The sequence below is a fragment of the Streptomyces sp. NPDC102283 genome, assembly GCF_044766265.1.
In the GTDB taxonomy this organism is placed as follows: Bacteria; Actinomycetota; Actinomycetes; order Streptomycetales; family Streptomycetaceae; genus Streptomyces.
The window spans coordinates 101,718-128,683 of record NZ_JBIWLQ010000020.1 but is presented as its reverse complement, the minus strand read 5'-3'; the positions used below and the strand labels follow the sequence as shown (position 1 = coordinate 128,683).

Annotated in this window: 27 protein-coding genes and 1 tRNA gene; 10 read left to right on the top strand and 18 right to left on the bottom strand. The window is 71.7% G+C overall.

The window, feature by feature from the left end; genetic code table 11:
- Window positions 1-3 precede the first annotated feature (3 nt).
- The 6 genes from ACIRJT_RS31630 to ACIRJT_RS31605 all read right to left on the bottom strand — a co-directional run bounded on the left by ACIRJT_RS31630 (window position 4) and on the right by ACIRJT_RS31605 (window position 5,529).
- On the bottom strand, window positions 4-381 hold the full coding sequence (locus ACIRJT_RS31630) for a VOC family protein (protein WP_403915964.1): 378 nt from the start codon (window positions 379-381) through the stop codon (window positions 4-6).
- Between the two features lie 105 nt (window positions 382-486).
- Window positions 487-2,088, bottom strand: coding sequence for a sigma-70 family RNA polymerase sigma factor (locus ACIRJT_RS31625; RefSeq protein WP_403915962.1), 1,602 nt, complete (start codon window positions 2,086-2,088; stop codon window positions 487-489).
- A gap of 274 nt (window positions 2,089-2,362) precedes the next feature.
- Window positions 2,363-2,557: an antitoxin gene (locus ACIRJT_RS31620; protein ID WP_403915960.1), complete on the bottom strand. Its 195-nt coding sequence runs from the start codon at window positions 2,555-2,557 to the stop codon at window positions 2,363-2,365.
- 330 nt (window positions 2,558-2,887) lie between these two features.
- Window positions 2,888-3,913: an MASE1 domain-containing protein gene (locus ACIRJT_RS31615; protein ID WP_403915957.1), complete on the bottom strand. Its 1,026-nt coding sequence runs from the start codon at window positions 3,911-3,913 to the stop codon at window positions 2,888-2,890.
- Between the two features lie 63 nt (window positions 3,914-3,976).
- Complete coding sequence (locus ACIRJT_RS31610) at window positions 3,977-4,810, bottom strand: PP2C family protein-serine/threonine phosphatase (protein ID WP_403915954.1); 834 nt, start codon at window positions 4,808-4,810, stop codon at window positions 3,977-3,979.
- A gap of 98 nt (window positions 4,811-4,908) precedes the next feature.
- The gene (locus ACIRJT_RS31605; RefSeq protein WP_403915951.1) at window positions 4,909-5,529 is read right to left on the bottom strand and encodes a DinB family protein; all 621 of its coding nucleotides are present in this window, start codon (window positions 5,527-5,529) and stop codon (window positions 4,909-4,911) included.
- A gap of 154 nt (window positions 5,530-5,683) precedes the next feature.
- Between ACIRJT_RS31605 and ACIRJT_RS31600 the strand changes: the two genes are divergently transcribed.
- Entirely contained in the window at window positions 5,684-5,953 is a 270-nt protein-coding gene (locus ACIRJT_RS31600; protein ID WP_007459351.1) for a hypothetical protein, read from the top strand.
- A 14-nt stretch (window positions 5,954-5,967) separates the two neighbouring features.
- Here the strand turns inward: ACIRJT_RS31600 and ACIRJT_RS31595 are convergent.
- Window positions 5,968-6,043, bottom strand: a tRNA-Trp gene (locus ACIRJT_RS31595).
- A gap of 198 nt (window positions 6,044-6,241) precedes the next feature.
- Between ACIRJT_RS31595 and mptB the strand changes: the two genes are divergently transcribed.
- The 3 genes from mptB (at window position 6,242) to ACIRJT_RS31580 (ending at window position 10,301) form a co-directional block, all read left to right on the top strand.
- Window positions 6,242-7,747: a polyprenol phosphomannose-dependent alpha 1,6 mannosyltransferase MptB gene (mptB, locus tag ACIRJT_RS31590; RefSeq protein WP_403915947.1), complete on the top strand. Its 1,506-nt coding sequence runs from the start codon at window positions 6,242-6,244 to the stop codon at window positions 7,745-7,747.
- 311 nt (window positions 7,748-8,058) lie between these two features.
- Complete coding sequence (locus ACIRJT_RS31585; RefSeq protein ID WP_403915944.1) at window positions 8,059-9,735, top strand: ABC-F family ATP-binding cassette domain-containing protein; 1,677 nt, start codon at window positions 8,059-8,061, stop codon at window positions 9,733-9,735.
- A 35-nt stretch (window positions 9,736-9,770) separates the two neighbouring features.
- The gene (locus ACIRJT_RS31580) at window positions 9,771-10,301 is read left to right on the top strand and encodes an AAA family ATPase (RefSeq protein ID WP_403915942.1); all 531 of its coding nucleotides are present in this window, start codon (window positions 9,771-9,773) and stop codon (window positions 10,299-10,301) included.
- 72 nt (window positions 10,302-10,373) lie between these two features.
- On the opposite strand, the gene ACIRJT_RS31575 is transcribed toward ACIRJT_RS31580, so the two are convergent.
- The 5 genes from ACIRJT_RS31575 to ACIRJT_RS31555 all read right to left on the bottom strand — a co-directional run bounded on the left by ACIRJT_RS31575 (window position 10,374) and on the right by ACIRJT_RS31555 (window position 14,507).
- A complete protein-coding gene (locus tag ACIRJT_RS31575; protein WP_371627612.1) occupies window positions 10,374-10,598 on the bottom strand; it encodes a hypothetical protein in 225 nt (74 codons plus the stop codon).
- Window positions 10,599-10,714: 116 nt separating this feature from the next.
- On the bottom strand, window positions 10,715-11,335 hold the full coding sequence (locus ACIRJT_RS31570; RefSeq protein ID WP_403915939.1) for a hypothetical protein: 621 nt from the start codon (window positions 11,333-11,335) through the stop codon (window positions 10,715-10,717).
- Window positions 11,336-11,410: 75 nt separating this feature from the next.
- The gene (locus tag ACIRJT_RS31565; RefSeq protein WP_050362996.1) at window positions 11,411-12,031 is read right to left on the bottom strand and encodes an L-threonylcarbamoyladenylate synthase; all 621 of its coding nucleotides are present in this window, start codon (window positions 12,029-12,031) and stop codon (window positions 11,411-11,413) included.
- A gap of 125 nt (window positions 12,032-12,156) precedes the next feature.
- Entirely contained in the window at window positions 12,157-13,173 is a 1,017-nt protein-coding gene (locus tag ACIRJT_RS31560; protein WP_215109591.1) for a hemolysin family protein, read from the bottom strand.
- The gene (locus ACIRJT_RS31555; protein WP_403915934.1) at window positions 13,170-14,507 is read right to left on the bottom strand and encodes a hemolysin family protein; all 1,338 of its coding nucleotides are present in this window, start codon (window positions 14,505-14,507) and stop codon (window positions 13,170-13,172) included. The genes ACIRJT_RS31560 and ACIRJT_RS31555 overlap by 4 nt, the downstream gene beginning before the upstream one ends.
- 383 nt (window positions 14,508-14,890) lie before the next feature.
- On the opposite strand from ACIRJT_RS31555, the gene ACIRJT_RS31550 reads away from it, so the two are divergent.
- Window positions 14,891-15,874 (top strand): sporulation protein, encoded by a 984-nt coding sequence (locus tag ACIRJT_RS31550; RefSeq protein WP_403915931.1) that lies wholly within the window; start codon window positions 14,891-14,893, stop codon window positions 15,872-15,874.
- Between the two features lie 112 nt (window positions 15,875-15,986).
- Here the strand turns inward: ACIRJT_RS31550 and ACIRJT_RS31545 are convergent, their stop codons facing one another.
- Both ACIRJT_RS31545 and ACIRJT_RS31540 read right to left on the bottom strand, forming a co-directional pair.
- Window positions 15,987-16,373 (bottom strand): DUF4180 domain-containing protein, encoded by a 387-nt coding sequence (locus ACIRJT_RS31545; RefSeq protein WP_403915928.1) that lies wholly within the window; start codon window positions 16,371-16,373, stop codon window positions 15,987-15,989.
- A complete protein-coding gene (locus tag ACIRJT_RS31540; protein WP_403915925.1) occupies window positions 16,366-16,860 on the bottom strand; it encodes a helix-turn-helix domain-containing protein in 495 nt (164 codons plus the stop codon). The genes ACIRJT_RS31545 and ACIRJT_RS31540 overlap by 8 nt, the downstream gene beginning before the upstream one ends.
- Window positions 16,861-17,053: 193 nt before the next feature.
- Between ACIRJT_RS31540 and ACIRJT_RS31535 the strand changes: the two genes are divergently transcribed.
- Both ACIRJT_RS31535 and ACIRJT_RS31530 read left to right on the top strand, forming a co-directional pair.
- Entirely contained in the window at window positions 17,054-17,488 is a 435-nt protein-coding gene (locus ACIRJT_RS31535; RefSeq protein WP_403915922.1) for a hypothetical protein, read from the top strand.
- A gap of 153 nt (window positions 17,489-17,641) precedes the next feature.
- Window positions 17,642-17,812 (top strand): DUF6381 family protein, encoded by a 171-nt coding sequence (locus ACIRJT_RS31530; protein WP_403915920.1) that lies wholly within the window; start codon window positions 17,642-17,644, stop codon window positions 17,810-17,812.
- A 40-nt stretch (window positions 17,813-17,852) separates the two neighbouring features.
- On the opposite strand, the gene ACIRJT_RS31525 is transcribed toward ACIRJT_RS31530, so the two are convergent.
- Window positions 17,853-19,361, bottom strand: coding sequence for a hypothetical protein (locus ACIRJT_RS31525; RefSeq protein WP_403915918.1), 1,509 nt, complete (start codon window positions 19,359-19,361; stop codon window positions 17,853-17,855).
- Between the two features lie 468 nt (window positions 19,362-19,829).
- Here ACIRJT_RS31525 and ACIRJT_RS31520 point away from each other — a divergent pair, with 468 nt between their 5' ends.
- Window positions 19,830-20,330 carry a GNAT family N-acetyltransferase gene (locus ACIRJT_RS31520; RefSeq protein ID WP_403915915.1) on the top strand — a complete coding sequence of 167 codons (501 nt, stop codon included), beginning with the start codon at window positions 19,830-19,832 and terminating at the stop codon, window positions 20,328-20,330.
- 145 nt (window positions 20,331-20,475) lie between these two features.
- On the opposite strand, the gene ACIRJT_RS31515 is transcribed toward ACIRJT_RS31520, so the two are convergent.
- Both ACIRJT_RS31515 and ACIRJT_RS31510 read right to left on the bottom strand, forming a co-directional pair.
- Window positions 20,476-21,219, bottom strand: a complete 744-nt coding sequence (locus ACIRJT_RS31515; protein WP_403915912.1) for a transporter substrate-binding domain-containing protein — start codon at window positions 21,217-21,219, stop codon at window positions 20,476-20,478.
- 101 nt (window positions 21,220-21,320) lie between these two features.
- On the bottom strand, window positions 21,321-21,833 hold the full coding sequence (locus ACIRJT_RS31510) for a DinB family protein (RefSeq protein ID WP_403915909.1): 513 nt from the start codon (window positions 21,831-21,833) through the stop codon (window positions 21,321-21,323).
- Between the two features lie 93 nt (window positions 21,834-21,926).
- Between ACIRJT_RS31510 and aac(3) the strand changes: the two genes are divergently transcribed.
- Window positions 21,927-22,784 (top strand): aminoglycoside 3-N-acetyltransferase, encoded by an 858-nt coding sequence (gene aac(3), locus ACIRJT_RS31505; RefSeq protein WP_403915906.1) that lies wholly within the window; start codon window positions 21,927-21,929, stop codon window positions 22,782-22,784.
- 44 nt (window positions 22,785-22,828) lie between these two features.
- On the opposite strand, the gene ACIRJT_RS31500 is transcribed toward aac(3), so the two are convergent.
- Window positions 22,829-25,258, bottom strand: coding sequence for a polysaccharide lyase 8 family protein (locus ACIRJT_RS31500; protein ID WP_403915903.1), 2,430 nt, complete (start codon window positions 25,256-25,258; stop codon window positions 22,829-22,831).
- A 403-nt stretch (window positions 25,259-25,661) separates the two neighbouring features.
- On the opposite strand from ACIRJT_RS31500, the gene ACIRJT_RS31495 reads away from it, so the two are divergent.
- Entirely contained in the window at window positions 25,662-26,810 is a 1,149-nt protein-coding gene (locus ACIRJT_RS31495; protein WP_403915901.1) for a substrate-binding domain-containing protein, read from the top strand.
- Window positions 26,811-26,966 lie beyond the last annotated feature (156 nt).

Here is a 26,966-nt window from a genome sequence, read left to right as displayed (position 1 = left end):
CGGTCAGTGCTGTACCAGGCAGAAGGGGTGCCCGGCGGGATCGGCGTACACACGCCAGCTGCGCCCCGCGTCCCCGGTGTCGAGCAGGGACGCCCCGCACGCCAGGGCCTCGTCGTGCGCCCGCTCCTGATCGGTGACGCCGAAGTCCAGGTGGAACTGCTGGGGCGGGTCCTGGCCGGGCCAGCGAGGCGGCCGATGGTCGGCCGCCCGCTGAAAGGCGAGGACGAGTCCGCCGGGCGTGTGCAGCGTGGACCAGTCCGCGTCGCACTCCCATCGCCGGTCGGGCAGGTCCACCTCGCCCCCGAGCAATGACGCGTAGAAGGCGGCCAGTTTCCTCGGATCCGGGCAGTCCAGGACCACACAGTCCAGTTCAGCGATCATGGCCGCATTTTAGGGGCCCCCGCTCGTTCCGGCCGCGCTCACGAAGCCTGGCGCGGCACCCGCTGCCTCGGGATCTCGGCTTCCCGGCTGCCCCCTCCCGTGGGCTCAGCGGGCCCCGAACACCTGCGTCCACACCGGACCGCCGCCGGAGTCCTGCTTCCCCACACCGATCTCCTTGTAGGAGCAGTTCAGGATGTTCGCGCGGTGCCCCGGACTGTCCATCCAGGATCGCATCACGTCGGCCGGGGTCCGCTGGCCCTTGGCGATGTTCTCGCCGTAGGTCGACCACTGATACCCAGCGGCCGTGATCCGGTCGCCGGGGTCCCTGCCGTCCTGCGAGGTGTGTGAGAAGTAGTCCTCGGCCTCCATGTCGGCGGAGTGCCGTTGCGCGGCCGTGTTGAGCTGATCGTTCACGGTCACCGGGCCGCAGCCCTCCTTGGCCCGTTCCGTGTTGACCAGTTCGGTGACCTGGCCGGCGGTTCCCGGCGGCGCGGGAGGCGCGGGAGCGGGCGGGGCCGGCTTCGGGACCGGGGCGGCGGTGGTGGGCGCGGGCGGTGGCGAGGTGCTCCGCTTCGGCTTGGCCTTGGGTGTACGCGAGGCGCTCGGCGACGGGAAGGCGCTGGGCGAGGCGGAGGCGGAGGCGGAGGAGGTTGGGGACGACGTCGGGGAGGTCGGCGTGGGCACCTCGGAACGGGGGGCCGGAGCGTCGGCCGTGACGGTCGTCGCGTCCCGGTTCTCGCCGTCGGTGTACAGGTGCACCGCCGCGCCGCCCGTGCCCAGCGCGGCGACCGCGACCACGGCGGCGACGGCCGAGTTGCGACGGCGCCGTCGGGCCTGCACCCGTCTGCGCTCCGCGCGCCCCGCACCTGCGCTGTGCGAGCCCGGACCGGGCGCCTGAAGGTGTGCGGCCGTGCTGAGCAGTTCGGGAGCTGCTCCCGTCCCGGCGGCGGCCACCGGGACCAGTGCGAGCCCCACCAGCAGCCCTTCGGCGGGCACGAGTTGCGAGCGGTGTCCCGAGCACACCGTGCACTCGCGGGCGTGGCGGGCCAGCCGCTTGCGCCACAGGGCGGAGGGGACGCCGTCCCAGCCGGCGGCGATGTCCCGCAGCAGCACGCACGGCGGCTCGGCCGCCAGCGCGCCCACCACGACCCTCGCCGCCTCCAGCTGTGCCTTCATCCGCTGCACCCGTACGGCGGTGTGCTGCGGGGAGAGTTCGAGAGCGGCGGCGACCTCGGCCCGGGACAGATGCCCGGCGGTCTCCAGCCACCACAGCGACAGCAGGGCGCGATCGTCTTCGTCCAGCCAGCGCGTCGCCTCCGCGACCTGGCGGCGCTGGCCGGTCAGGCCGAGTTCCAGGATCGTCACCTCGACGAAGTCCGCGCGGGGGTCCGGCAGGTCGTACGCCGCGTCCAGCCGGTCCGCCCGTATCGCACCCGACTGCCTCTCACGCCAGTGCGTGCGTATCTCGTTCATGGCTATCGCCACCAGCCAGGACCGAAAACGTTCCGGGTCGCGCAGTTCGGGCAGGCCCCGGAGCATACGCAGTACCGTCTCCTGCACCACGTCGTCCACGTCCGCATGACCGTCCAGCGCGCGTCCGACGACGTTGTACAGCAGCGGCAGGTACGCCGAGACGAGCTGGTCCTTGGCCTGCTGGTCGCCGCCCTGCGCCGCCGCGATCAAGACCGTCGGGTGATCCTTGCCCATGCTGTGCTCACTCTTCCGGGGTCCGGTGCTGTCACTTCCCACACTCGGGAGATGCGGTGCGGGCGGGACGATAACAAGAATCCGGTGGGTAACCCCGGAAACGTACGACGCCGCCCTCCGGAACCGGCCTCGTCGGCCCCTGTGGCGGCGTTGTGCGAGAGGTGCCCGACGTACCCCACGCACCGGTCCTGCCACGGAGAGTGATCCGCGGCAGGACCGGTGCGCGGGACGGATGGCGGCCGCACGGCGACCGCCCGGTCACCGGCGGGGCTGCTCAGGCGCGGGGCGGTCCGCCCTGGTTGCGGTCCGTCCCGAACTGCTGCCTCAGCTTGTCCTGGGCGGTGTCGACGTGGCCCTTGTACTTGCCCTTCGTACGGTCGTCGACCATGTCGCCGCCCTTGTCGATGCCCTTTCCGACATGCCCCTCGTGACCCTTGAGCATCCTCTTGATCTTGTCCAGTGCGGACATACGTCCTCCTCGTCGACTCTGCACCCCCCTCTCAAGGGTCACCGCACCGGGCACCGCCCGCATCCGCGCCGGGCGCGGCGAGGACGCTCCCAGGTGGGACGGGGGAGGGCGGGAAGTGTGAAGCCGCGCCGACTGGGCACATACCGGTTGACCAGGAGGAGGTGGTGGCAATGGGCCGCATCCGAGTCGTCGTCCGTCGTCCCCCGCCCCCTTCGGGGCCTCCGCCGCTGGACCTGCGTACCCCGTCCGGTCGCCCCCTGCCGTACTGACCGTCGGCGCGCCCTCCTCTTCGAGGTACGGGCGCGCCCGCCGGGAATCGCGGGACGGCTCTCAGTGGTGATCCGGCCGGGGGCCGCCGTCGAGAGGGCCGTGGCGCCGTGGTCTGTCCTCGTACCGCGCCGCGGCCGGTCCCGACAGCGGCGCCAGCTGCTCCACCAGGGCTTCCAGCTCCTCGACGGCGTGTTCCGTCTCTCGGCGGATGTTCTTGTGCTCCGCGACGACGGCCCCGAGCAGCAGCGCGGTGAGCGCGACGCTTCCGTTGAGCACGGAGAGATTGACCATGATCTCCATCAGGCTGTGTCCCGCGAACGGCCCCACGGCATCCGTACCGGCGATGATGGCGAGCACCGAGACGACAAGGGCGCACGGAGCGCTGCCGGGCAGCTGGAAGCGCAGGGCCGCCCAGATGATCACCGGGAACACCAGATAGATCATCGACAGCGAGGTGCGCGTGGCGATCAGCGACGACACGACCACGACGGCCGCGAGGACCGATGCCTCCAGCCAGCGGTCGGACGGGCGGGGCCACCGCACCCCGCGCAGGACCAGCAGCACAGGGGTGACCACCAGTACTCCCATCGCGTCCCCCGCCCACCAGGACGACCAGACCAGCCAGAATCGTCCCGACGGGACCTTGTCGTCGAGCAGCAGTGTGAAACTCCCGATGCTGGCGCTGATCAGCATCCCCGCGAACGCGCCGAGGAAGACCAGACAGACCCCGTCCCGCAGCCGCACCAGCTCCGTGCGGAAACCGACCCTCCGCAACAGGGCGTACGAGGCGAGCGGGGCGACCGTGTTGCCGAACATGATGGCCAGGCGGCTCACGGTGAACGCGTCGCCGATCTCGGAGACCGTGACCAGCGTGCCCAGCGCGATACCCGGCCAGACGCGCGCGCCCAGGCAGAGCACTGCGGCCAGTGCGATGCCGGTGGGCGGCCACAGGGGGGTGACGACCGCGCCGTCCACGACGACCTGGCGCATCAGCCCGAGATGCCCCACCAGGTAGTAGGCACCGGCCACGCCCAGGATCTGCGCCACGTACACGGCCCGACGTCTGGCGCTTTCGGTGCGGATCACACCACTTATCAGACACCGACCGCGGCGGGACCCGGCAGGTGACACGCGCGGTACGGGCAGGCGTCATCGCGTTCCGCGGCGGGCGGCGGCATGCCGCAGGACCAGTACGGCCGCGTCGTCCTCGTGCCCCGTCACCTCCGTCGCGCCCAGGACCTCGTCGGCCAGCTGAGCGGCGCTCGCCCCGGCGAGCGCCGCGACCAGCTGCCGGACCCGCTCCAGGCCGTCCTCGATCAGCAGCGAAGGCCCCTCTACGACCCCGTCGGTGAGCAGCACGATCGTCCCGTCGGAGTCGAGGGTGCGCCGGGTGACGGGATAGACCTCACCGGGCTCGATGCCCAGAGGCATGCCGCCCGGGTCCTCCGTGACACCGGACCTGCCCTCCGTATCGGCCCACACGGACGCCACGTGCCCGGCCCGCGCGCTGTGCAACTGCCAGGTCGCCGGGTCCAGACGCATGAACGTGCAGGTCGCGAAGAGGCCTGAGTCCACGGACACCAGGAGGTCGTTCGTCCGTCCCAGGACCTCGCCCGGATCGGACGCCGTGCCCGCGATGGCCCGCATCGCGATGCGGACCTGTCCCATGAAAGCGGCGGCCTCGACATCATGGCCCTGTACGTCGCCGATGGCGAAGCCGAGGGCCCCGTCCGCGAGCGGGAAACCGTCGTACCAGTCGCCGCCGATGTCCAGACCGTGACGAGCGGGAGCGTAACGTGCCGCGGCCTGGAGACCGGGGAGCGTGGGCAGGGCCGACGGAAGCATGTCGCGCTGGAGCGCCTGCGCGAGTTCCACCCTGGCCTGGTGGAATTCCACCTCGCGCCGAGCGCGGGCAGTGAGGTTCTGCAAGGTGTTGAGCAGGTCTTCGGCGCTAGCTGAGCGGGGAGTCCGACGCCGGTTCATGTGCCGCTCCGCGGTGCGTTATGTCCCTGAATCATAGGGCGGGCGCCCCGGAGCGGCGACTGCGGGCACCTCAGCGTTCCCGTAGCCACCTGGGCGAGTCAGGACGGCCGGGCGCGGTACAGATCGCGGAGCGGGGCGATCTCTGCACCGTGGTGCAGAACCTCCTGATTGACACACCAGACGATGTCGACGAAGGGGTCCTCGGTGTCGCTGCCGTTCGGATACGTGCTGTACCCGACAGTGTCCAGGGCCGTGTCGTCAGCGGTGAGCAGGGCCTCACGCCAGTCGGCGGACGCGGTCTCGAAAGTGGTCACCGCCCCGGCGGCGTCACCCGGAGTGCGGTAGCCGTCGCGTGTGAGCGCCCTGCTGCCACAGGTGTGATCGGCACGCAGGGTGAGCATCTCGGCGAGATGGCTCAGACGCCACGCGATGGTCGTGAACGGCGGAGGGAACGGATGCGGGGAGTCCGCCGAGTCCCGCCCCCAGTCCCCGGCTCCTGCCAGAACGGTCGCCCGCGCCCCGGGACCGTCGCCGCGACGGCGTACGGACCAGCAGTCGGGCACGGGTTCCCAGAGGTGCTCGTCGTCGCCGAGCGGGGTGACGACGATGTCGACGCCGTTGCCGCTGTCCGTGACGGGGCCGGCCAGGCGGGGGAGGAGCCGCTCACGGCCGAAGCCGAACTGCTCCAGCAACGGGATCAGGCGCGGTGGGAGGGTCATCGATGGAGCGTTTCACGGCCGGTGGGCGGGCACACACCCTCATGACCGGTGGTCGCGACCCCGCAGGTCCGGATCGGCGGGGTCGGGCGGCTCAGCCTGGCCGGATGGACCCTCGTACCGAGCCGTTGTCAGTGCCCGGTGGGATGCTGCCCGCATGGACGAGCTGATGAGGCAGCGACGGGTGTACGGCACCGACCACGACGACCCCCGCCCCGGGCCGAGGCCGGGGCACGACTATCGGGAGCTGGTCGGCGGCCCGCTCGACGGGCTGCTGCTCGACGTCACCGGCTGGGGCGAGGCGGAGCTGCGCGACGGCGTCGGGCTGGTCACCGAGATCGGCGCCTACGGGCCCGGAGGACGTGCCGAGTACGGGCCGCGGTCGCCGGACAGCCACCAGTGGGACTGGCGCGGCGACGTGCGGTGAAGGCCAGGTGGTGATGGCAGGGGCGGCAGGAATCGAACCTGCGACATACGGTTTTGGAGACCGCCGCTCTGGCCGCTGAGCTACGCCCCTTGGTTACGGGTGAAGCCTGGCATGCCCACTCGCGGACGCCAACGGATTTACGCGGGCGCGGCGTTGAGCCCCGTCGGGCCGAACGTCCCCACGACCGGCCGGGGCCGATGCGGCGGGGTGCCGCCCCCGGGATGCCGGGCAAGCCCCGGGGGGAGGGGCTGCGGGCCGGACCACGACCGTCCGATAGGTTGGCCGGTCATGTGGGCTTTGAGCGCGGTCGGGCACCGTCGGCTGGGTGCGGCAGGATCTCTGGCGATCGTCGGCGGCGGCTGGTTCGCCGGAAAGCTGCCGGTCCACGACCCCTGGGGTCTGTGGACCGACCACGGGTCCGCCACGAAGGCGGCAGCGGCCGTCCTCGCCTACGTCGGGCTGACCGTCCTCCTGGTGGCCTGGTGGCAGTACGGAAAGACCGCCTCCACCGTCCGCGAGACCCTCGTGACCCTCGCGTGGTGGACGGCCCCGTTCCTGCTCGCGCCCCCGCTCTACAGCGCCGACGTCTACAGCTATATCGCCCAGGGCTCGATGGTCCTCGAAGGGCACGACGTCTACACCGTCGGCCCCTCCGCCCTGGACCCCGCCGGAATCGGCGGCGACGCCGCCGCGAGTGTCGGCAACCACTGGCGCGACACCCCGGCCCCGTACGGGCCCCTCTTCCTGATGCTCTCCGCCGCCGTCGCCTGGCTCACCGGCGGAACGATCGTCCCCGCCGTCCTGGCCATGCGGATCGTCGCGCTCCTCTCCCTCGCCCTGATCGTCTGGTCCCTGCGCCGCCTGGCGCGCGAACACGGCCGCAGTGAGAGCCGCGCCCTGTGGCTGGGAGCCCTCAACCCGCTGCTGCTGATGCACGTGGTCGGCGGCGTGCACAACGACGGGCTGATGATCGGCCTCATGCTCGCCGGCCTGGTGCTCGCCCTGCGCGGCAGGTGGCTCGCGGGCAGCGCCCTCGTCGGCCTCGCCATGATGGTGAAGTCACCGGCCGCCGTGGCACTCCTGTTCATCGGGGTTCTCGTGCACGCGTCCGCGACCGGCCCCCGGTGGCGCCGCTGGGCCAAGGGGCTGCTCGCGCCCGGTCTGATCGCCTGCGCGGTCGCCGGAGGGGCCACACTGATCAGCGGCACCGGATTCGGCTGGCTCCACACCCAGGGCGTCGCCGCGAACATCCACACCGCGCTCTCCGTCACCAGCGACCTCGGCCTCGGGCTGGGGGAGTTGGCCCAGCTGCTCCTGGGCGTCGACGCGGAGCCGGTCAAGTCCGCCGTCCAGACGCTGGGGCTGGCGGCCGCTCTCGGCGTGATCGTCGTGCTGGCCCGGCGTGCGATGCGGGGCAGCACGACACCGGCCCACGCCCTGGGCCTCTCGCTGCTCGTCCTGGTCGCCCTCTCACCCATGGTCCAGCCCTGGTACCTGCTGTGGGGCATGGCCGTCGTCGCCGCGACGGAACAGTACGGCCGCCTCTCCGCCGTCCTGATCGTGCTCTCGGCGGCGCTGGTGTACGAGACCCACCCGATGGGCGCCACCCCGCCCTACGGATTCGCCCTGGCCGGACTCGCCGCCGTCCTCGGCACCCTCGCGCTCCGGCGCACCCCCGTCGTGCCGCCCGGCGTCCGGCTGCCCGGCCGGCGGGGCCTCGCCGGCTCTGCGGAGAACCAGGACACCTCCGCGTCCGTCACCACCCCCGCACCGGCCCCGCAGAACGCCCCTTGAGCAGAAAACCCCTCGACGCCCGGCAAGATCGTCGGCTACGCTGAGAGGGTCCTGTTGTCTCCGATAGAGGTGGACGTTGCGCATCTGAGGTCCGCGATCATCACGCGGTACGGCCCTGGCCCGTACATGGTCACGACGTGGTCGGCATTTCTGCCGCCCGTGACTTCCGCGTGGACGCGACCTCGGTGCTGAGCCGTCCCTCACCTTCGCAGGGCTGCTCTTCCCACCACTTTCCGGCCCCCGGCCGGGTCGCCGCGTGCTGTTCGCATACGAAGCCCCCCGTTCCTCCCGCTTCCGACTGCGAGAACCACATGAGCCATCCCACCGCGCCCAGCGCCTCCGTGGCAGCCTCCAACCTCACCTTCCGGTGGCCCGACGGCACGAAGCTCTTCGATGGGCTGTCCCTCACCGTCCCCCGGGGACGCACCGGGCTGGCCGGGGCCAACGGCGCCGGCAAGTCGACCCTGTTGCGCCTGTTCGCCGGACTCCTGCACCCCTCGGAGGGGTCTGTCACGGTCGGCGGAAACCTGGCCTACCTGCCGCAGAACATCACCCTGGACACCACGCTGCGCGTCGACGTGGCCCTCGGCATCGCCGCGCGGCGGGCCGCCCTGCGCGCCATCGAGTCCGGAGACGTACGGGAGGAGCACTTCGAGGCGGTCGGCGACGACTGGGACGTCGAGGAACGCGCCCTGGCCACCCTCGGCAGCCTGGGGCTCGGCGGCGTCGACCTGGACCGCACCGTCGGGCAGTTGTCCGGAGGCGAGACCGTCCTGCTGCGCTTGGCCGCGCTGCTCCTGGAACGCCCGGATGTCCTCCTCCTCGACGAGCCGACCAACAACCTGGACCTGTTCGCCCGCCGCAGGCTCTACGACGCCGTCGACTCCTGGCGCACCGGCATCCTGATCGTGGTCAGCCACGACCGGGACCTGCTGGAGCGGGTCGACCGTATCGCCGAACTGCGATCGGGCTCGGTCAGCTGGTACGGGGGCGGCTGGTCCGCCTACCAGGAGGCCCTCGCCACTCAGCAGGAGGCCGCCGGGCGGATGCTGCGCGCCGCCGACGCCGACGTACGCCGCCAGCAGCGAGAACTGGAGGAGACGCGGATCAAGGTCGCCCGCCGCCAGCGCCACGACAAGAAGCTCGACGGTCAGCGGAAGGCCCCGCGCATCGTCGCCGGGGAACGCAAGCGATCGGCCCAGGAGTCCGGGGACCGGCTGCGCGGCCTCCACGAGGACCGGCTCGACGAGGCCCGCGAGCGCAGGGAGGAAGCCGCCGAAGCCATTCGCCGGGACGCCGAGATCAAGGTGAGCCTGCCCCACACCGCGGTACCCGCGGGCCGCACCGTTCTGACCGTACGCGACCTGAGCCTGCCCTACGGACGGCTGCGCGAGGGCAGCCTCCAGGTGAAGGGACCCGAACGCATCGCCCTGGTCGGCCGCAACGGGGCCGGCAAGACGACTCTGCTGCGGGCACTCACCGGGGAGCTCGCACCGAGCACCGGGGAGGCCACGGTGGCGGTGCCGCTGAAGTTCCTTCCGCAGCGGCTGGACGTCCTCGACGACGCGCTGAGCGTCGCCGACAACGTCGCCCGTACCGCCCCGGGCACCACCGACAACCAGATCCGCTCCCAGCTCGCCCGGTTCCTCTTCAAGGGGGCCCGCGCGAAGCAGCCGGCTGGCACCCTGTCCGGCGGTGAACGTTTCCGGGCGGCACTCGCGGCGACGATGCTCGCCGCCCCCGCCCCGCAACTGCTTCTGCTGGACGAGCCGACCAACAATCTCGATCTGGCCAGCGTGCGCCAGCTGACGAGCGCCCTGGAGTCCTACGAGGGCGCGCTCGTCATCGCCAGCCACGACCTGCCGTTCCTGGAATCCGTGGGCATCAGCCGTTGGGTCCTGCTCGACGACGAACTGCGGGAGACCGACGCCGAACAGGTCCGCGAAATGTTCGGGAGCCCGGAGTCCGCCCCGGCGGGTACGGCGTGACACCGACCGCACGATCGAAGGAGGAGAAGATCCGGATGGGCACTGACCTCGGCCCCTGCGTCGTACTGATCACCGGGGTGATGGCCGCGGGGAAGTCCACCGTCGCCCAGCTCCTGGCGGAGCACCTGCCGCGCGCGGTCCATGTGCGCGGAGACGTCTTCCGTCGCATGATCGTCTCCGGCCGCGCGGAGATGACACCCGACGAGGCGGAGGAGGCACGGAGCCAGCTCGACCTGCGCCAGCGGCTCTCGGCACAGGTGGCCGACGCCTACGCCGACGACGGATGGACGGCCGTCGTCCAGGACATCGTCCTCGGCGAGGACCTGCCCCGCTACGTCGCCAGGGTCCGCACCCGTCCGCTCCACGTCGTCGTGCTCGCCCCCACGCCCGCGACCGTGCGCGAGAGGGAGGAAACGCGGGCGAAGACGGGATACGGGGAGTGGACGGTCGAAGCGTTCGACGCGTATCTGCGGAGCGGGACGCCCCGTATCGGCCTGTGGCTGGACACATCCGGTCAGACGCCCGAGGAGACGGTTTCGGCCATCCTCGACGGGCTGCGCGGGTGATCGTCGACCCATGGGCCCGGGGCCACCGAGGGGAAGGACCGGGGGCGCGGGCGGCGGGTGCGGCGCGGCCTCTCAGGCCGCCTCGTAGTGGTGGGCCCGCCCGCCCCGCCACTCCACCCAGACCGGGTTGTCGAGGATCCGGTCCGCTTCTTCGAGGCCGGCCTCGTTCAGGAACACGATCACGTCGTGGTCGCTGTGGGCCAGCCCGAGTATCTCGTCCCGGCCCTCGTAGTGCACGGTCACCCGGCGACCGCCCGAAGAGGTCGGCCGGTGGATGACGATCGGGGGATTTGCCATGGGTCCACCCTGCGACGCGCTCCGAGCCCTCGCATCCCCTGCCCGCACCCTCCGACGGCGAACCGAAGCCGCTCCGGAAAAGGCTTCCGCGCCCTCCCCCGGGGCCGAGGAGGGCTTCAGCGCTCGGCGGATCCGAGTTCCACCGTTGTGGTGACACGCACCAGGGAGGGGCTGCGCGGGGCGGACCCGAACCCGAAGGCCACGGGCGGATCGAGCCTCGTCAGCCGCCCCAGGCTCGCCCCGCCCAGCACGGCGTCGGCGGCCACGACCGGCCGCAGCCCCCGCGCCCCGTACCACTCACGCCGTCCCGGACCCGCGCGGCCCAGGGTGCGTACGCCGGGCATCAGCAGCCGGGCCGGCACGTCGCACAGCGCGGCCCAGAGCGGGCTGCGGGCGAGCGTGGCCGGTACGGCGGACAACAGCAGGCCGAGTGCGGAGCGGCGGCCTGTCCGCAGCCGCAGGCGCAGCGGCCCCGCCTCGACGAGCCAGGTGTCGCCGGCGACGGCGACGGTCACGGGCACCACCTCGATCCGGTCGAAGCGGTAGGTGGCGGCCACGAAGTCCGCGATCCGCCGGGACGGGGCCAGCAGGACCCGCTCGCCGTCGCGATGCTCCACCATGACGTCGCTGAACGCCCCGAACGGCGAACGCGGCCAGTGGCCGACCACCAGCCGGGTGCCCGAGGTGGTCCCCACACCGGCGATCCAGCCGTCGAACCGCAGTCGCTCACCTGTCATGCCCACCAGTCTCCCCCGTCACGGGCGACGGGGGAGGAGCCGGCGACCGGCGCGGCGGATCCGCCGCCGTACGGGCTACTCGAAGCGGGACGTGTCCCCGGCTCCGCGGCGTACGATCTCGGGCTCGTCGCCGGAGAAGTCGATGACCGTGGTCAGCTCGGTGCCGCAGTCGCCCGAGTCGATGACGGCGTCCACCTCGTGCTCCAGCCGCTCCTTGATCTCCCAGCCCTGCGTCAGCGGCTCCTCCTCGTCCGGCAGCAGCAGGGTGCTGGAGAGCAGCGGCTCGCCGAGCTCGGCGACCAGCGCCTGGGTCACGACGTGGTCGGGGATGCGCACGCCGACCGTCTTCTTCTTCGGGTGCAGCAACTGGCGGGGAACCTCCTTCGTCGCCGGGAGGATGAAGGTGTAACTGCCGGGCGTCGCCGCCTTGATCGCCCGGAACACGTCGTTGTCCACGCGGACGAACTGCGACAGCTGCGCGAAGTCGTGGCACACCAGCGTGAAGTGGTGCTTGTCGTCGAGGTTCCGGATCGACCGGATCCGCCCGAGGGCGTCACGGTTGCCCAACTGGCAGCCCAGCGCGTAGCACGAGTCGGTCGGGTACGCGACGAGCGCACCGGACCGGATGCTGTCGACCACCGTGCTGATGGTGCGGGGCTGGGGATTTGCGGGGTGCACGTCGAAGTACTTGGCCATTCGCCGAGCTTACGCTCTCGGGCCGGACCGGTAGAGCCCTCCGCCGGGAAGAGCGGGGGGCGGCCCGTCGTCCGACGGGCCGCCTCTTCTTCCGCTTCGCGCGGCGGTGTTCACCGCCGGGCCGGTCAGACCGCCGCGGCCCCCACCAGCTCGTCCAGTACGTCCTCCATGGTCACGAAGCCGATGACCGTGCCCTTGTCCCCGGCGACCGCCGCGAGATGCGTACCGGCGGCACGCATCGCGGTGAGGGTGTCGTCGAGCGGGGTGTCGATCTCGACCCGGATGACGGGGTGGAGGGCGCTCGTGGGCAGCGCCTTGGTGCGCTCCGCGACGCCGAGGGCGTCCTTGATGTGGAAATAGCCCAGCAGCCCGTCGTCGGGCCCGGTGACCGGCAGCCGGGAGAAGCCCGACGCGACGGCGGCCCGCTCCAGACCCTGCGGGGTGATGCCCAGGTCGACGGTGACGGTCCGGTTCAGCGGGACCATCACCTCGCCGACCGGCCGGGTTCCGAGCTCCAGCGCGTCCCGCAGACGCTCCCCGTCGGCCGGGGCCAGCAGCCCGGCGTCGCTGGAGTCCTTGACCAGCCGTACGAGCTCGTCGTCGGTGAACACCGAGGCGACCTCGTCCTTGGGGTCGACCTTGAGCAACCGCAGCAGCATGTTGGCGAAGGCGTTGATGCCGAAGATGACCGGCCGCAGCGCCCGCGTCAGACCGACCAGCGGCGGCCCCAGCGCGAGTGCGGTGGCGACGGGGGCGGCCAGCGCGATGTTCTTCGGGATCATCTCGCCGATGAGCATGTGCAGATACGTCGCCAGCGTCAGCGCGATCACGAAGGCGATCGGGTGGACCAGCGCCTCCGGCACGCCGACCGCGTCGAACGGCGGCTCCAGCAGATGGGCGATGGCCGGCTCCGCCACGGCGCCCAGCACCAGGGAGGAGATGGTGATGCCGAGCTGCGCGGTGGCCATGGCGGCCGACAGGTGTTCGAGGCCCCACAGGGCGCTCTTCGCACGTCGGCTGCCCCGCATGGCCTGCGGTTCGATCTGACTGCGGCGGACCGAGATGAGGGCGAACTCCGCGCCCACGAAGAACGCGTTGGTGAGGAGGGTGAGCGCGCCGATGGCGAGCTGGATGGCGGTCATCGGGCGTCCTCCTCCACGAGGGCCGGCGCCGGTGCGGGCGCGCTGATCCGGACCCGGTCGGCCCGGTGGTGCTCGATGTCGAGCACGTCGAACTGCCAGCCGTCGACCTCCACCCGGTCCGTTCGGACCGGGATGCGGGCCAGCTGGTTGGCGAGCAGGCCGGCGAGCGTCTCGTAGGGGCCTTCCGGCGCGCCGAAGCCGATCCGGTCGAGCTGGTCGAGCCGGAGACTGCCCTCGGCCTCCCAGACCGGGCGCCCGTCGCCGAGCGGCTCGGCCGGTGCGAGGTCGGGGCGCTCATGAGGGTCGTGCTCGTCGCGGACCTCGCCGACGACCTCCTCGACGATGTCCTCGACGGTGGCGACCCCCGCAGTACCGCCGTACTCGTCGATCACCACCGCCATCGTCCGGCGCTTGCGCAACTGCGCGAGCAGCCGGTCCACGGGCAGCGAGTCGGGTACGAGGAGCGGCTCGGTCGCCAGGGCGGTGACGGCGGTCCGGGCCCGCTCGGACTCGTCCAGGGCGAGCACATCGCGGATGTGGACCGTGCCGATGACCTCGTCCAGGCTGTCCCGGTAGACCGGGAAGCGGGACAGGCCGGTGGCCAGCGTGAGGTTGGCGGCGTCGGCGGCGGTGGCGTGCGCCTCCAGCGCCCGGACGTCGACGCGCGGCGTCATCACGTTCTCGGCGGACAGCTCCGCCAGGTGCAGGGTGCGGACGAACAACTCGGCGGAGTCCTGCTCGATGGCGCCCTCACGGGCGGAGTGCTGGGCGAGCGCGATCAGCTCCTGCGGCGTACGGGCGGAGGCCAGCTCCTCGGCCGGCTCTAGGCCAAGACGGCGCACGAAACGGTTCGCGGTGTTGTTGAGGTGCCGGATCAGCGGTGCGAAACAGGCCGTGAAGGCCCGCTGCGGGGTCGAGACGACCTTGGCCACCGTGAGCGGACTGGAGATCGCCCAGTTCTTCGGGACCAGCTCGCCGATGACCATGAGGACCACGGTGGAGACGGCTACACCGAGGAGGGTGGCGACCGTGGACACGGCACCGGACGGAAGCCCGGCGCCCTCCAGCGGGCCGCGCAGCAGCACCGCGAGGGACGGCTCGGCCAGCATGCCGATGACCAGGGAGGTCACGGTGATGCCGAGCTGGGCGCCGGAGAGCTGGAAGGTGAGCCGCTTGGCTGCCTTCAGGGCGCTCTCGGCACCACGCTCCCCGGCCTTCACGGCGCGTTCGAGCTCGCTGCGCTCGATCGTCGTGAGCGAGAACTCGGCCGCGACGAACACCGCACAGGCCAGTGTCAGCGCGAGGGCGAGAAGGAGAAGGGCCACTTCGCTCACCGTGTCACCTCCGTCCCCCGGTGCGTGGGGTCAGGGATGACACGGTTCGTACTGGGAGGCTCACCCATTGCGGTGCGCAGCTCCTTCTCTGTTCGGGGCGTCGGGATCGACGGTGGAAGGCGGGTGTGAACCCGCCCCATAGATAGTAAAGGGAACGCAAAGCAATGGGGAGTGGCGGGTGTCACACGGTGAGCCACCCGGGGTGGTCGGGCAATGCGTGATCTTGATGGCCGGAACTGTGCGTAGTGGTCGCGCGCTTGGGAAACCCTTTGCTTCCCGGGAGGTTCTGCCCGGCGAGGTGGCTCACGCAACCTCGATCACCCATCCGTAGAGATCGCCTGTCCGTACAGATCACCCATCCACAGAAGGAGCGGACGCCGCACATGGTGTTCAAGAAATTGCTCGGAGCCCTCGGGGTCGGCGGACCCTCGGTCGACACCGTTCTGGAACCCGGCCCCGCCGTGCCCGGGGGCCTCCTCGCGGGAGAGGTCCGCCTGCGGGGTGGCGGATCGGACGTGACGGTCGACCGGATCTCGCTTCTCCTTGTCGCCCGGGTCGAGATGGAGGGCCAGGACGAGGAGCACGAGGGCACGGTCGTCCTCGAACGGTTCACCGTCGGAGGTGGGTTCCGGCTGACTGAGGAGGCCGAGCACACGGTGCCGTTCACCGTCACCCTGCCGTGGGAGACGCCGATCACCGAGCTCCACGGCCAGCACCTCGGACCCGTGCTCGGGATCCGGACGGAGCTGGAGGTCGCGGGAGCGCGGGACAAGGGCGACCTCGACGCACTCGCGGTGGGACCGCTGCCCGTGCAGGAGGCGATCCTGGAGTCCTTCGGGCAGCTCGGTTACGCGTTCAGGGCGGCCGACCTGGAGCTCGGACACATCCGGGGCACCGGTCAGCAGCTTCCGTGCTACCAGGAGATCGAGATCCTCCCGCCCGCCGGCCACGCGCACGCCGTCAACGAGATCGAGGTGACCTTCATCGCCGCGCCGGGCGGTCTGGAGATCGTGATCGAGGCGGACAAGCGCGCCGGACTGTTCTCCGACGGCCACGACACGGTCCACCGCTTCACCGCCTCGCACCACGCCGTCCCGCACACCGACTGGAACGCCCAGGTCGACGCCTGGCTGAAGGAGGTCATCGCCGGTCACGAGGCCCGTGCGACGCCGCACTCGGGCGTCGAGCACCACGGCGACCAGCACCGGTCGGGTCCCGGCACGGGCGCGATGGTGGCCGGGGTCGCGGCGGGCGTGGCCGTCGGCGTCGTCGGTGGCATGGTCGCCGCCGAAGTGGTCGACGAGATCGGCGACGCCTTCGAGGACGCGGAGGGCGACGAGGACGCGGGGGGCGACGACGAGGGCTGACCCGTCCGTCGTACGGGGTCCGGGGCGGTGGGCGGGGTGTCTTCTTCCGCCCGCCGCCCCGGACCGCCGGTCGTCGCTCCTTTCGGTCGTCGTCTCCTCGGAGGCGGCGACCTCAGCCGGACGACCGGTCGGCCGTGTTCGGAGCCAGCCGGTCGGCGAGAGTGTCCAGATCCCGGACGAACCAGATGTCCCGGCCCCGATTGGCTTCGCGGACGAGATCGGGAAGGGCCGAACTGGCCGACAGATGGTGGCCGATGTCCCCGACGACCACCAGGCGGAGCCGGTAGTTGGCGAACTTCTGCAGGATGGCTCCGGCGAGGCCGGTGCTCAGGTCGAAGAAGCGGTCGTCCAGCCGTGTGGACGGCACCGCGACCACCTCCGCACACGCGAACGCGGCACCGATCAGATGGTCGAGGGCATCCTGGACGTCGGCGATGGTGACCCCGTCGGCTTCGCACACCAGGACCGGAACGCCGTGGTGCTCGACGACGTCAGGCACGGTCCGCCTCCTGCGTGAACGAGGCGGCGGAGGTGAACAAGCCACTGTCCGGGCCCAGCAGGCCGTCGATCATGTGCAGCAGATCGGCGGTGGCCGCGGCGCCGCCGAGAATGACGATCTTCATCCGGGTTCGCTCCTTGTCGTAGACCGTCTGAATGCGCAGGGGGTCCGACGCGTCCCGCCCGGACTGCGAGCCCGCCGTGACGAACGTGCTCAGCCGGTGCGCGGCGTCCGGATCGAGCGCGTCGATCTGCACGATGCTGGACACCTCCGCGTGCCCCGGCGCGGAGGTCGGTCGCGGGGCCGGGTCGCCGGCCGGCCGGCCGGTCAGGGCGGCCAGGTCCTCCTTGTTGATCCGGTACTGCTTGCCGATCCGGACAGCCTTGAGCCGACCGTCGCGGACGTAGTTCCGGACGGTCCGCACATGCAGCCCCAGCAGATCGGCCACCTCGCCGACCGAGTAGAGCTCCCGCTCGTCATTCCCCATAGGTATGCATCTTACGCTAAACAGCTCTCCATGGACCTCATGTCGCGATGGTAGAGCAGTTTAGGGAGCATCGCGGCTAGTGATCGCCTCTCCCTTACGTGCTCGGCGGGTGCGACGAAGCCCCGAGTAGCACAGTGGGAAAGCCCCGGTAGCAAGGTGGGCGACGAACGGCCGCCCACGGACAAGGAGTCCCATGAACCTCGAATCCCGGCCGCCCGATCCGCGGCACCAGCGACCCGAAGGCGTGACCGACACGACGGTCGAGGCGCTCGGGGCCCTTTCGAAAGCACTGGAGACCGCCGAGCGTGCACGCGGTGCCCTCTACGACTTCCATCAGCTCACCGGGAGTGCCGACCTAGCACTGGACGACGCCGTGCGACTGCTCCGCGCCGCGGGGCACGGGTTGCACGCCGAGCGGGTCGAACGGGAGGTCCTCGGTCGCAACGTGATCCCCGGGCATTGGACGTTCCAGATCGTCGAGGAGTACAACGCCACCTACTACGACGTGTTCCGGACGGTCGAACGTCAGATCAGGCAGAAACTCGCCGACGGCCGCGATCACCTCCACGAGGCCGAGATGAAGGCGGCCCGGCGGACCGAGGGGCATCCGGATCACTCCGCTGAGTGACGGGCGGTCGCCCCCTCAGGGAACCCGCCGCTTCCCGCCGTCACCGAACGTAGCCGCACGAGATGCGGACCGGACCGGCTCCGGTGACGCTGGGGCTCCGGTCGGGCACGCAACGTTGTCTGCCGACGGAGGACCGAAGACGGAGGACGTCCCATGAGTTGGCACGAAACCCCGGTGGAGCGAGCCCGCCGCACCCGTGAACGTGCCGAGGAACTGGGCCGTGCCGCCGACCGGACCACCGACCCCGAGCACCGGCAGCGGCTGCGGGAGAAGGCTCTGCGGCTGCTGCGCGAGGACCCGGCTGCCGACTCCCGCCCCTCCTGACAGGCCTGTCGAAGCGGACACGTTCAGAACGCGGCGAGTCCTAATCCCTGACTTTGAGGAAGCGCATCCGGGTTGCGCCGTTGCTGTCGGTGCCGCCCGCCTCGGCGTCGGAGATCTTCCCGCCGGTGGGGACGAACATCAGGTGCAGGCGGACCGTCCGGGGGCCGGAGGCGACCGTGTACTCGGTCATGATGTGCGTGGTTCCGCCCTGCTGTTCCTGTCTCGTCGCGTTGATCGCCGCGATCTGGGTGAAGCTCGTCAGGAGGGTGTCGGTGGTCTCGTCCCTGAGCCACCCGATGATGTAGCCGCTGCCGCCGGTGGCGGAACCGAGCGCGTACCGTACGTCGCTGTCGATGTGGTAGACGCCGGCTTCCGGGAGCACGATGTCGGACTCGGGGATCGGTACGTCGGTACCGGCCCGGGCCAGGAGGTCGGCGTGCTGCCGCTCGGCGTTGAGGAACGCGCTCACCGGCGTCAGGCGGGCGCCGATCTCCCACCTCTCGGGGCAGCCGGGCGTTCCGGTGACATCGATGTCCACCGAGCGTCCGATGCTGATGTTGCCGCCCGGCGCGAGACCCGTCAGGTCGACCCGAGGCACGAGCAGCCCACCGGTGGTGTTCCGTGCGGCATTGCACGGGGACGGGTCCAGGGAAGGCGTGTCGGGCGCGTACAGGCACCCGTCGCTGCCCCGGGTGATGGCGTTGTCCCGGTCGGTGGAGACGCACGGCGGGCGGGCGGTGGCGCAGCCGTCCTGGCAGGAGGCGACCGGGATGACCGGCGGCACCGGGGCGTAGGGGGTCGAGCCGTCGAGGGTGTCGGTCGTGCAGGTGACCGTGCCGTCGCAGTTGCGGCAGGTCGTACGGAGGAAGGGCCTGCCGCAGCCCGTACCGGATGCCTGGACGGTGAGGACGAAGCTGTCGACGGTCCATTGCTTGGGCCCGACTCGGCAGGCGTCGTCGTTACCTGTCTCCAGGTTGAGCTCGACGACGATCCTTCCCGCGAGGACGTCCGCGAGGGGCACGGTCGTCGCTGGGATGACGCCGTTGTCGTCTCCACCCGCCGGTAGATCGGGTGGGCCCAGGAGGTCGGTGCGGATGGGGGTCGGGCCGTTCCACAGGGCAAAGCGGCCGTAGAGCCGGCAGGCCGTGTTCCTGCCGTCGTTGTGGACATGGACCGAGGCGCTGATCGTGACGTCGGTGGGGTTGCCGCGCAGTGACGCGGGGTCGATGTGCACGACGCCGGCGAGCCAGGTGTGCTGGCCGTTGTGCGTCCCGTCGTCGGCCGGGAACTTTCCCGTGCCGCTGTTCAGGATCGTCCGGGCGACGGCAGGGTCCAGCGCGGCATGGGTGTTGGCGATGGTGTAGTACGGCGTCGGGTCGGTGCTGATCGCGGTCGCCGCGACCCGGTACGGCGCGGAGTCGCGCAGGGGGGTCGTCTCGCAGTGCTCGCACGGCTTGGGGTCGGGGCACGTGATGGGAGGGCAGGCAGGCTTGGGGGGCTGACAGCCGCCGATGGCGATCGGAGACTGCCCGCAGCCGCATCCGCTCATGAATCAACTCCGTTGGGAAGATGGGGTGTCGGTGGCATTGCCGAGTTCCGTGCCGCGTTGCGCGGCTGAGGGATACGGGCGGATCTGAAGCTGGCCGTGTGGCGGAGGAGTGGTGGAAGAGTTTCCGGTGACCGATCGCTGGGTGCGTCCGCCGTGACGCCGACCGTCATCCAGCCACGCGCTCCCGCAGGAGGTGGGCATGTTCTCGGGGTGGGAACAGACGCGACCATGTCGGCCCGTCTTCACGATTCCGCCACTGGGCAGAACGCGTCGGGCGCTCGGACATGGGCATATCTGAAGCTCAGTCGCTGGTCTTCTCGTTGCCATCCCTAAGGTACTGGCCCGTGCAGCTGTCTGGCATTACCTCGTTAGAGTGGCTGATTCCTCCGTCGAGGCGGCAGAGCCCTCGCCCGTGTGCGGCGAATGTCGATGGCCCGGGCGGTCGTCGCCCGGGTAGCGTCACACGCCGTGACCCCGACCCTGCGCACCGAGAGGCTCCTGCTGGAGCCGTACGTCCCCGAGGACGAAGAGGACTTCGTCGCCCTGTTCCAGGACACCGAGGTGTCCCGCTGGATGGGCGACGGCCCCTCCTCCGAGGCGGAGGACCGGGCCCTGTTCGGGCGGGTCTTCACCAAGGTCTACGCCCAGGACCTGTTCGCCGTCTGGGCCGTCCGCCGCGACGGGCTCCTCGTCGGGCACGCCGAGATCAAGCGGACCGAGGCCGTCGACGGCCACGAGATCATCTATGCCCTGGCTCCCACGGCATGGGGTGTCGGACTGGGAACCGAGCTGGCACAGGCCGTCGTCGCCCACGGCTTCGGCACCCTTGGACTGACCGAGGTCCATGCCACGGTCGCCGCCGCGAACGAGGCCTCGTTGACGCTGCTGCGCAGAATCGGCTTCGAGCACGTGAGGGACGTCGAGGAGGACGACGGCAGCGCCACCCGCGTGCTGACCCGCCGCCGCTGAGGCGGAGAACACGTCCTTCACCCGGCAGGCTCGCCCGCCGCCCGCCGCCCGCCGCCCGCCGCCCGCCGCCCGCCCCCGGCCACCAACCCGACGTCGTCTCCCCGCCCGGCGGGCGCGCCCTCGGCCGACGGTCGCCCAAGGAGGTTCAGCCCGCGGGTGCCACGATCGCGCCATCGACGCCATGACGCTTCAGGGCGGCGGCGACGAAACCGGCCGCCTTCATCTCCTCCACGAACGACGCCAGCAGCTCCTGCGCCGCCGCCCCTCGTCCGGACGGCACCCCCACGGCCTGCCGGATCACCATGAACCGCCCCGGCAGTACCCGTACGTCCTCGGCCCGCGCGGCCTCGGCCTCCATCAACTGCCGGATCCCGGCGGCCACCTCGACGTCGCCCGCCCGCAGGGCCGCGAGCGCGCGAGGGGCGCCCTCCAGCCGGACGATCTCGGCCCGGCGGATCTCGCGGGTGAGGAAGAGGTCGTACGCGGATCCGGCCCCGACCGAGATCCGGGCGCCCTCGCGGTCCACCTGGCCGTTCTCGGAGATCGCGGACGCCTCCGGCACCAGATAGGCGCCCTCGACGAGGACGTACGGGGCGGTGAACCGTAGCCCGTCGCCCCGGGCGGGATCGACCGCGAAGAATCCGATGTCCGCCCGGTCGGCCCGCACGGCGTCGACCGACAGCGCGGCCCTCTCGAAGGCCATCAGCTCGACGGGCACCCCGAGCCGCCGCCCGAACTCCCGCGCGAGGTCGACGGAGACTCCGGCCGGCTCGCCGCTCGCCGGATCCCGGTGGGCCAGGATCGGATTGCCGAGGTTGATCGAGGCGCGCAGAAAGCCGCCGGGCGCGAACGTGGGGGCGAGGGCGGGAGGGGCCGGCTGCTGGGGCATGGCGCCGAGTCTACGAGCGTGTCGGCCGCGGTCGACGGGCGTACGGGCTGCCCTTCGACCGCGGCGGCCAAGCGGGCACGGGGCCGCCGCCCGCCGCGGTCTCAGGCGCCCACCGAGCCGTCCACCCCTTCGCGCAGCAGGTCCGCGTGACCGTTGTGGCGGCCGTACTCCAACAGGACGTGCACCATGACCATCCGCAGCGAGACCTCCTTCTCCCAGCGCGGCTGACGTCCCACCAGGTCCAGTGAGGCCGCGTCCCGTTCGATCCGGCGCGAGCTCTCCACCTCCGCCTCCCAGGCGGCGAACGCCTCGGCCCGGGTCGAGGCGCTCGCGTCGTACGCCGCCTGGAAGTCGAAGGCCTTCTCCGACCACACCATCGGTGCCGCCTCGTCCTCGAACACCCTCCGGAACCAGGCTCGTTCCACCTCGGCCAGATGGCGCACCAGAGCCAGCAGGGACAAGGTGGACGGCGGCATCGACCGCTCGCGCAACTCCTCGTCGCCCAGCCCCGCGCACTTCATGGCGAGGGTCTCCCGCTGGTAGTCGAGAAAGGCCCGCAGCGTCTCGCGCTCGCTCCCCAGCAGTGGAGGCGTGATCCGGTCGTCGTCCGTCATGATGGTGTTCCCCAGTCCGTGTGCCGGCCGACAGTATGACCGGTCGACGTCCGCCCGGCCTGATCCGAACGACAGACTCCGCAGTGGTGAGGCATGGACGAGACGGAATTGCTGCGACGCTCCGACGGGCCGGTGACCCGGAACCGGATCCGCGACGACCTGGCCGCGCTCAGCCTCGCCCCGGGCGACACGGTGATGTTCCATACGCGGCTGTCCGCGATCGGCTACGTCCCCGGCGGCCCGCAGACCGTCATCGACGCCCTGCTGGACGTGGTGGGACCGACCGGCACGCTGCTGGTCACCTGTGGCTGGAACGACGCTCCGCCCTACGCCTTCACCGACTGGCCCCGCGCCTGGCAGGAGGCCGTGCGCGCCCACCACCCCGCGTTCGACCCCCGGACGAGCGAGGCCGAGCACGCCAACGGCCGCCTTCCCGAGGCCCTGCGTCGCAGGCCCGGGGCCGTACGCAGCCGCCACCCCGACGTGAGTCTGGCGGCGCTCGGAGACTCGGCCGCCGCCCTGATGGACGCCCACCCCTGGGACGACCCGCACGGTCCCGGCAGCCCGCTGGCGCGCCTGGTGGCTCTCGGCGGCCGGGTGCTGCTTCTCGGCGCGCCCCGGGACACGATGACGCTGCTGCATCACGCCGAGGCGCTGGCCCAAGCCCCCGGCAAACGGTTCGTGACGTACGAACAGCCCATCGAGGTGCAGGGCGAGCGGGTCTGGCGCACTTTTCGGGACATCGACTCCGAGCACGGTGCGTTCGACTACTCCTCGGCCGTTCCCGAGGGGCAGGACCCCTTCTCGGCGATCGTCGGGAGCATGCTCGCCGCGGGCATCGGGCGGGAGGGCTTCGTCGGGGCGGCCAGGAGCCATGTGTTCGACGCCGCCCCGGCCGTGGCGTTCGGCGTCCGCTGGATCGAGGAACACCTGAACGTCCCGGCCGGCTGAACCCGTCTGCCTGAACCCACGCACCAAACCACCGCCGAAGCGGTTCAGCGCAGGCGTACCCTGACCGTCTGGGTCGCCCCGCGCGTTCCGGAGAGGTCGCCGAAGACGAGGCGCAGCGACGGCCCCGCAGTCGCCGATGTCACCGTCGCCGGCTTCGACACGACCGAGGCGACGGCCCGGTTCCACGTGAGGGTCAGGCTCGTCCGCATCCGCATGGGGTCGCTCACGCACACCGTCGCCGTCCCGTCGGCGTGCTCGGTGACCATCACCGAGCACGGGGCGTCCGCCACCAGCGGCCCGACGCTCCCGCCGAACCAGAAGTTGACGGCGGTCAGCCCGAGCCGGTCCACCGCCACCCCCTGCTGATCGTCCGTGTTGGCGAGCACCCGCAGCCAGCCGCTGTCCGCAGCCCGTGCCGCCGTGCGCTGTTCGGACGCGCCGGGCAGGAGCTGATACGCGTACGTGGCGCCCGACGGGTCCTTGCCGTGATCGAACCAGAGGGTGAGGTACTTCCGGGAGACCGGGTCCGAGGAGCCCGCCGTGTTGATGTCACGCCAGCGGCCCGTCCGGTCCTCCCGCAGGGTCTTCACGGTGGCCCCGCCCGGGAACACATAACCGCCGTGCCCGGCGAGATGCGCCCAGGACGTGCCGGTCAGTGTCGCCGACCACGGGAGCGTGAGCGGTTTGACCGAGCCGTCGACGGTGAACGGGGCGTTGCCGGTCGGCCCGAGATTGCGGTTGTCGACGGTCGTCTCCACCACCGCGCCGTCGCGGCCGTGGATGCCCGCGCCCAGGCACACGAGCGTGTCGTCGAGGAAGAACCACGACTTCTTCGCCATCAGCGTGCTGGAGAGTCCCTTGAGGTACTGGCCCACGGCGGCCCACTTCTTGTCGGTGACCCCGCCGACCCAGTTCACATCGGGGAGCGACGTGCCCCAGTCGCCGCCCGCCCCGTCGGCCAGCACCTTGCGCGAGGCCGTGGTGCCGGGTAGCCGGTACGGGTCGACGGTTGGCCAGAAAGCGTCGCTGTACTGACCGTTGGCGAAGGTGTCGCCCCACCAACAGAGCATTCCCGACCCGGTGTGCCAGCCGCGCAGATTCTCGCCGTTGCCGGTCTCGTAGTAGGTGATCCGCCGGTCTGCCATGCTCAGCGACGCCGCCCAACCCGGACGGCGGTGCGTGGCCCGCGCCATGTCGGGGAAGAGCCGGTGGCCCTCCGGCTCGGGGACCGGGGTGAGCGAGGTGTCGTCCAGGACGTCCTTGATCCGGGCCAGCGCGGTGAGCCCGAGCGAGGGGTTGCTCAGCGGTGGGCTGTAGTGGTCGCGCTGCGCCCAGCCCTTGACGAGCCCCCGCCACCGGTTGTTCTCGGCGGCCGAAGCGCCCCGGCCCAGCAGCACAAGGGAGGCGAGGATCGGGTGTCCGCGCCGGTGGTCGTCGACCGCGCCGCGGCTGATGGCACGCCCCGCGACGGCGTCCATGACGAGGCCGTTGAAGAGGAACGGGGCCCAGGCGTTCTCCACCGCGTCGAACACCACCTGCCGCTTGGGGTCGGTGACCTCCCAACCGGTCCCCTTCAGCAGCGCGAACAGCAGGCCCAGTCCGCCGAGCATCACCGATCCGTAGCTGCCGGTGTACGGCACGGTGGTGTGCTGGATGAACGAGCCGTCGGCGTACAGGCCGTCGCCCCTGGTCACCAGGGGGAAGACGGGGGAGAGGGCGTCCCGCGCCAGGGCGATCTTCGCCGCGTTCCCTCCCACGACCCCGCGCAGGGCCAGGACCCGGCACAGGTCGACCCGGTTGGCCCCGGTGCTGGTCCCGGTGTACGAGGCGACCGCCGAGTCCGGTACGAAATGGTCGACGGCGGCGCAGTAGCGCGCGAGCCGTTCCGGGGTGATGGCGTCGTACATCAGCACGCACACGTCCAGCAGGGCCTGCGGCGCGCCGATCTGCCAGCTGTACCAGTTCCCGTACCGTGCCTGGCCGTTGTTGTAGACCTGGGTGTTGAGGTGCTCCAGGCCGGTGAGTACCGCGTCGCGCAGCCCGGTGTTCCCGGTCAGGCCGGTGCCCTGCTGGCGGTAGGCCTGGGCCAGGGTGTTCAGCCGGATGAAGCTGTCGGCCATCCGTCCCGAGAGGACGTACGACTCGGCGTCCGTGTCCGGGTCCGGATCCGCGAACACCGCGTCGGGCCAGAGCGAACCCTCCGCCGGCGCCATGGTCTCCAGCAGCCGCGAGGCATTCGCGCCGAGATCGGCCAGTCGGCTCTTGAAGGGTTCGGCGGTCGGGCTGAACCCCTCGCCGAGGATCAGCGCGCTCCAGGTGGTGCGGAGCGCGGCGTACGGATGGTCCTCGGGGGCGGTGGCTGGCATGGCGGCGGTGGCGGTGGCGGGCGTGGCGAGCGTCAGTGCTCCGCCGCTCGCGGCGGTGAGCGCCGCGGAGGTGGCCAGGAACGTACGGCGGGACCAGGCAGAAGTCATGAGGGAGCTCCGGGTCGGTGACGTGTCTCCGCCGGGAACCAGGCACGCGGGGGCGCTGAACTGTTCCCGGGATCCGACTGTTCTGAGCGGGCGGGCACTTTCTAGCAGCCGCCAGACGACTCGCTCAATGATTTTGGCCGAATTGATCGTATCGATCGTTTCTCGGGGTGTGGATGGGCCGTCCTGGCGAGAACCGGCGTGCGCCCGTCGCACTGGGGCAAAACTCCGAACAGATCGTTTCGAGCGGATGTGATCGATATGGTTGAGGCGTGCCGGACGCGTCCCGGGAGGCGGCCGCGTGGGAAAAGGAGTCCGAGCGGTTCACGTCGCCCGGGCGACGGCCCATCGGCCGCCGGAACACCGTCAGGCCAGAGCCCAGCCGTCTCCGAGTCCAGGGGTATCCATGCGACTGCACGTCGACCAGCGCCACGAGCGGGTGCTCGAGCTCGTCCGCGAGCGCGGCAGCCTGCGCGTCGCCCAACTCGCCGAGGAGCTCGGCATGTCCGCCGTCACCCTGCGCCGGGACGTCGAGGCACTGGCCGCCCAGGGCCTGGTGGAGCGGCTGCACGGCGCGGTGGTGTGGCCCACCGGGCAGTCGCGACCCGCTCCCGCCGCCGCGCCCCCCGCCGAAGGGCTGGTGGTGGGCATGGTGGTGCCGACCACCGAGTACTACTACGCGGACGTCGTGCGCGGCGCCCGGCGGACCGTCGAGGCCGCGGGCGCCCGGCTGACGATCGGCCTCTCCCGCTACCTCCCCGACGAGGACGCCGCCCAGGCCCGCCGGCTGCTGTCCACCGGTGCCGACGGGCTCCTGCTGACGCCGAGCTGGGAGCGCGGCTGCCCGGAGCGCGGCGAGGGGCTGTGGGCGGTGGAGCAGGAGGTCCCGGTCGTCCTGGTGGAGCGCTCGGCGCCCCTCGGGCATCCGGCGGCGGGCCTGGACCGGGTGCGCTCGGACCACGCGCACGGCGCCGCCGAGGCGGTGGCCCACCTGGCCCGGCTCGGGCACCGGGCGATCGCGCTCGCCGTGCAGGACAGCCCGACCGCTCCCCGGCTCCGGGTCGGATACCGGGCCGCCGTGGAGTCGCTGGGGCTGACCCCGGTGTCGGCCGCGCCGCTGGACGACGCCTCGTCGCGGTCGGAGGCGAAGCGATTCGAGCGGACCCTGGAGTACCTGTGCGAGGCCGTGGCGAGCGGCAACGTGACCGCCGCGATCGTGCACAGCGACGCGGACGCCATCGTCCTCATCCCTCGGCTCCAGGCCCGGGGTGTGCGGGTGCCCGAGGACCTCGCGGTGATCGCGTACGACGACGAGGTCGCCGGACTCGCCGACCTGCCGCTCACCGCCGTGGCCCCGGACAAGCACGCCGTGGGGGCTGCCGCGGCCCGGCTCCTGCTGGACCGCCTGGGCGTACCGGAGTCCGGTGCGACGGACCCCAGGGCGGGGGCCGGGGCGGACGAGACGGCCCGGGGCTCGGGGGCCCGCCGCCACCTGGACATCCTGCCCACCCTGCGGATCCGGGTCTCCTGCGGGGCGGTCGCCGCCGCCCCCTGACGGAGGAAGTGCCGGGGGGGGGGGGGGGGGGGGGGGGGGGGGGGGGGGGGGGGCGCGGGGCGCGCCCCCCCGCCCCCCCCCGCCGGGGCGCCCCCCGCCGCCGGGGGCCCCGCCGTCCGCAGGAATGTAGCGCCGGGGCGCGGCGGGCACCATCGG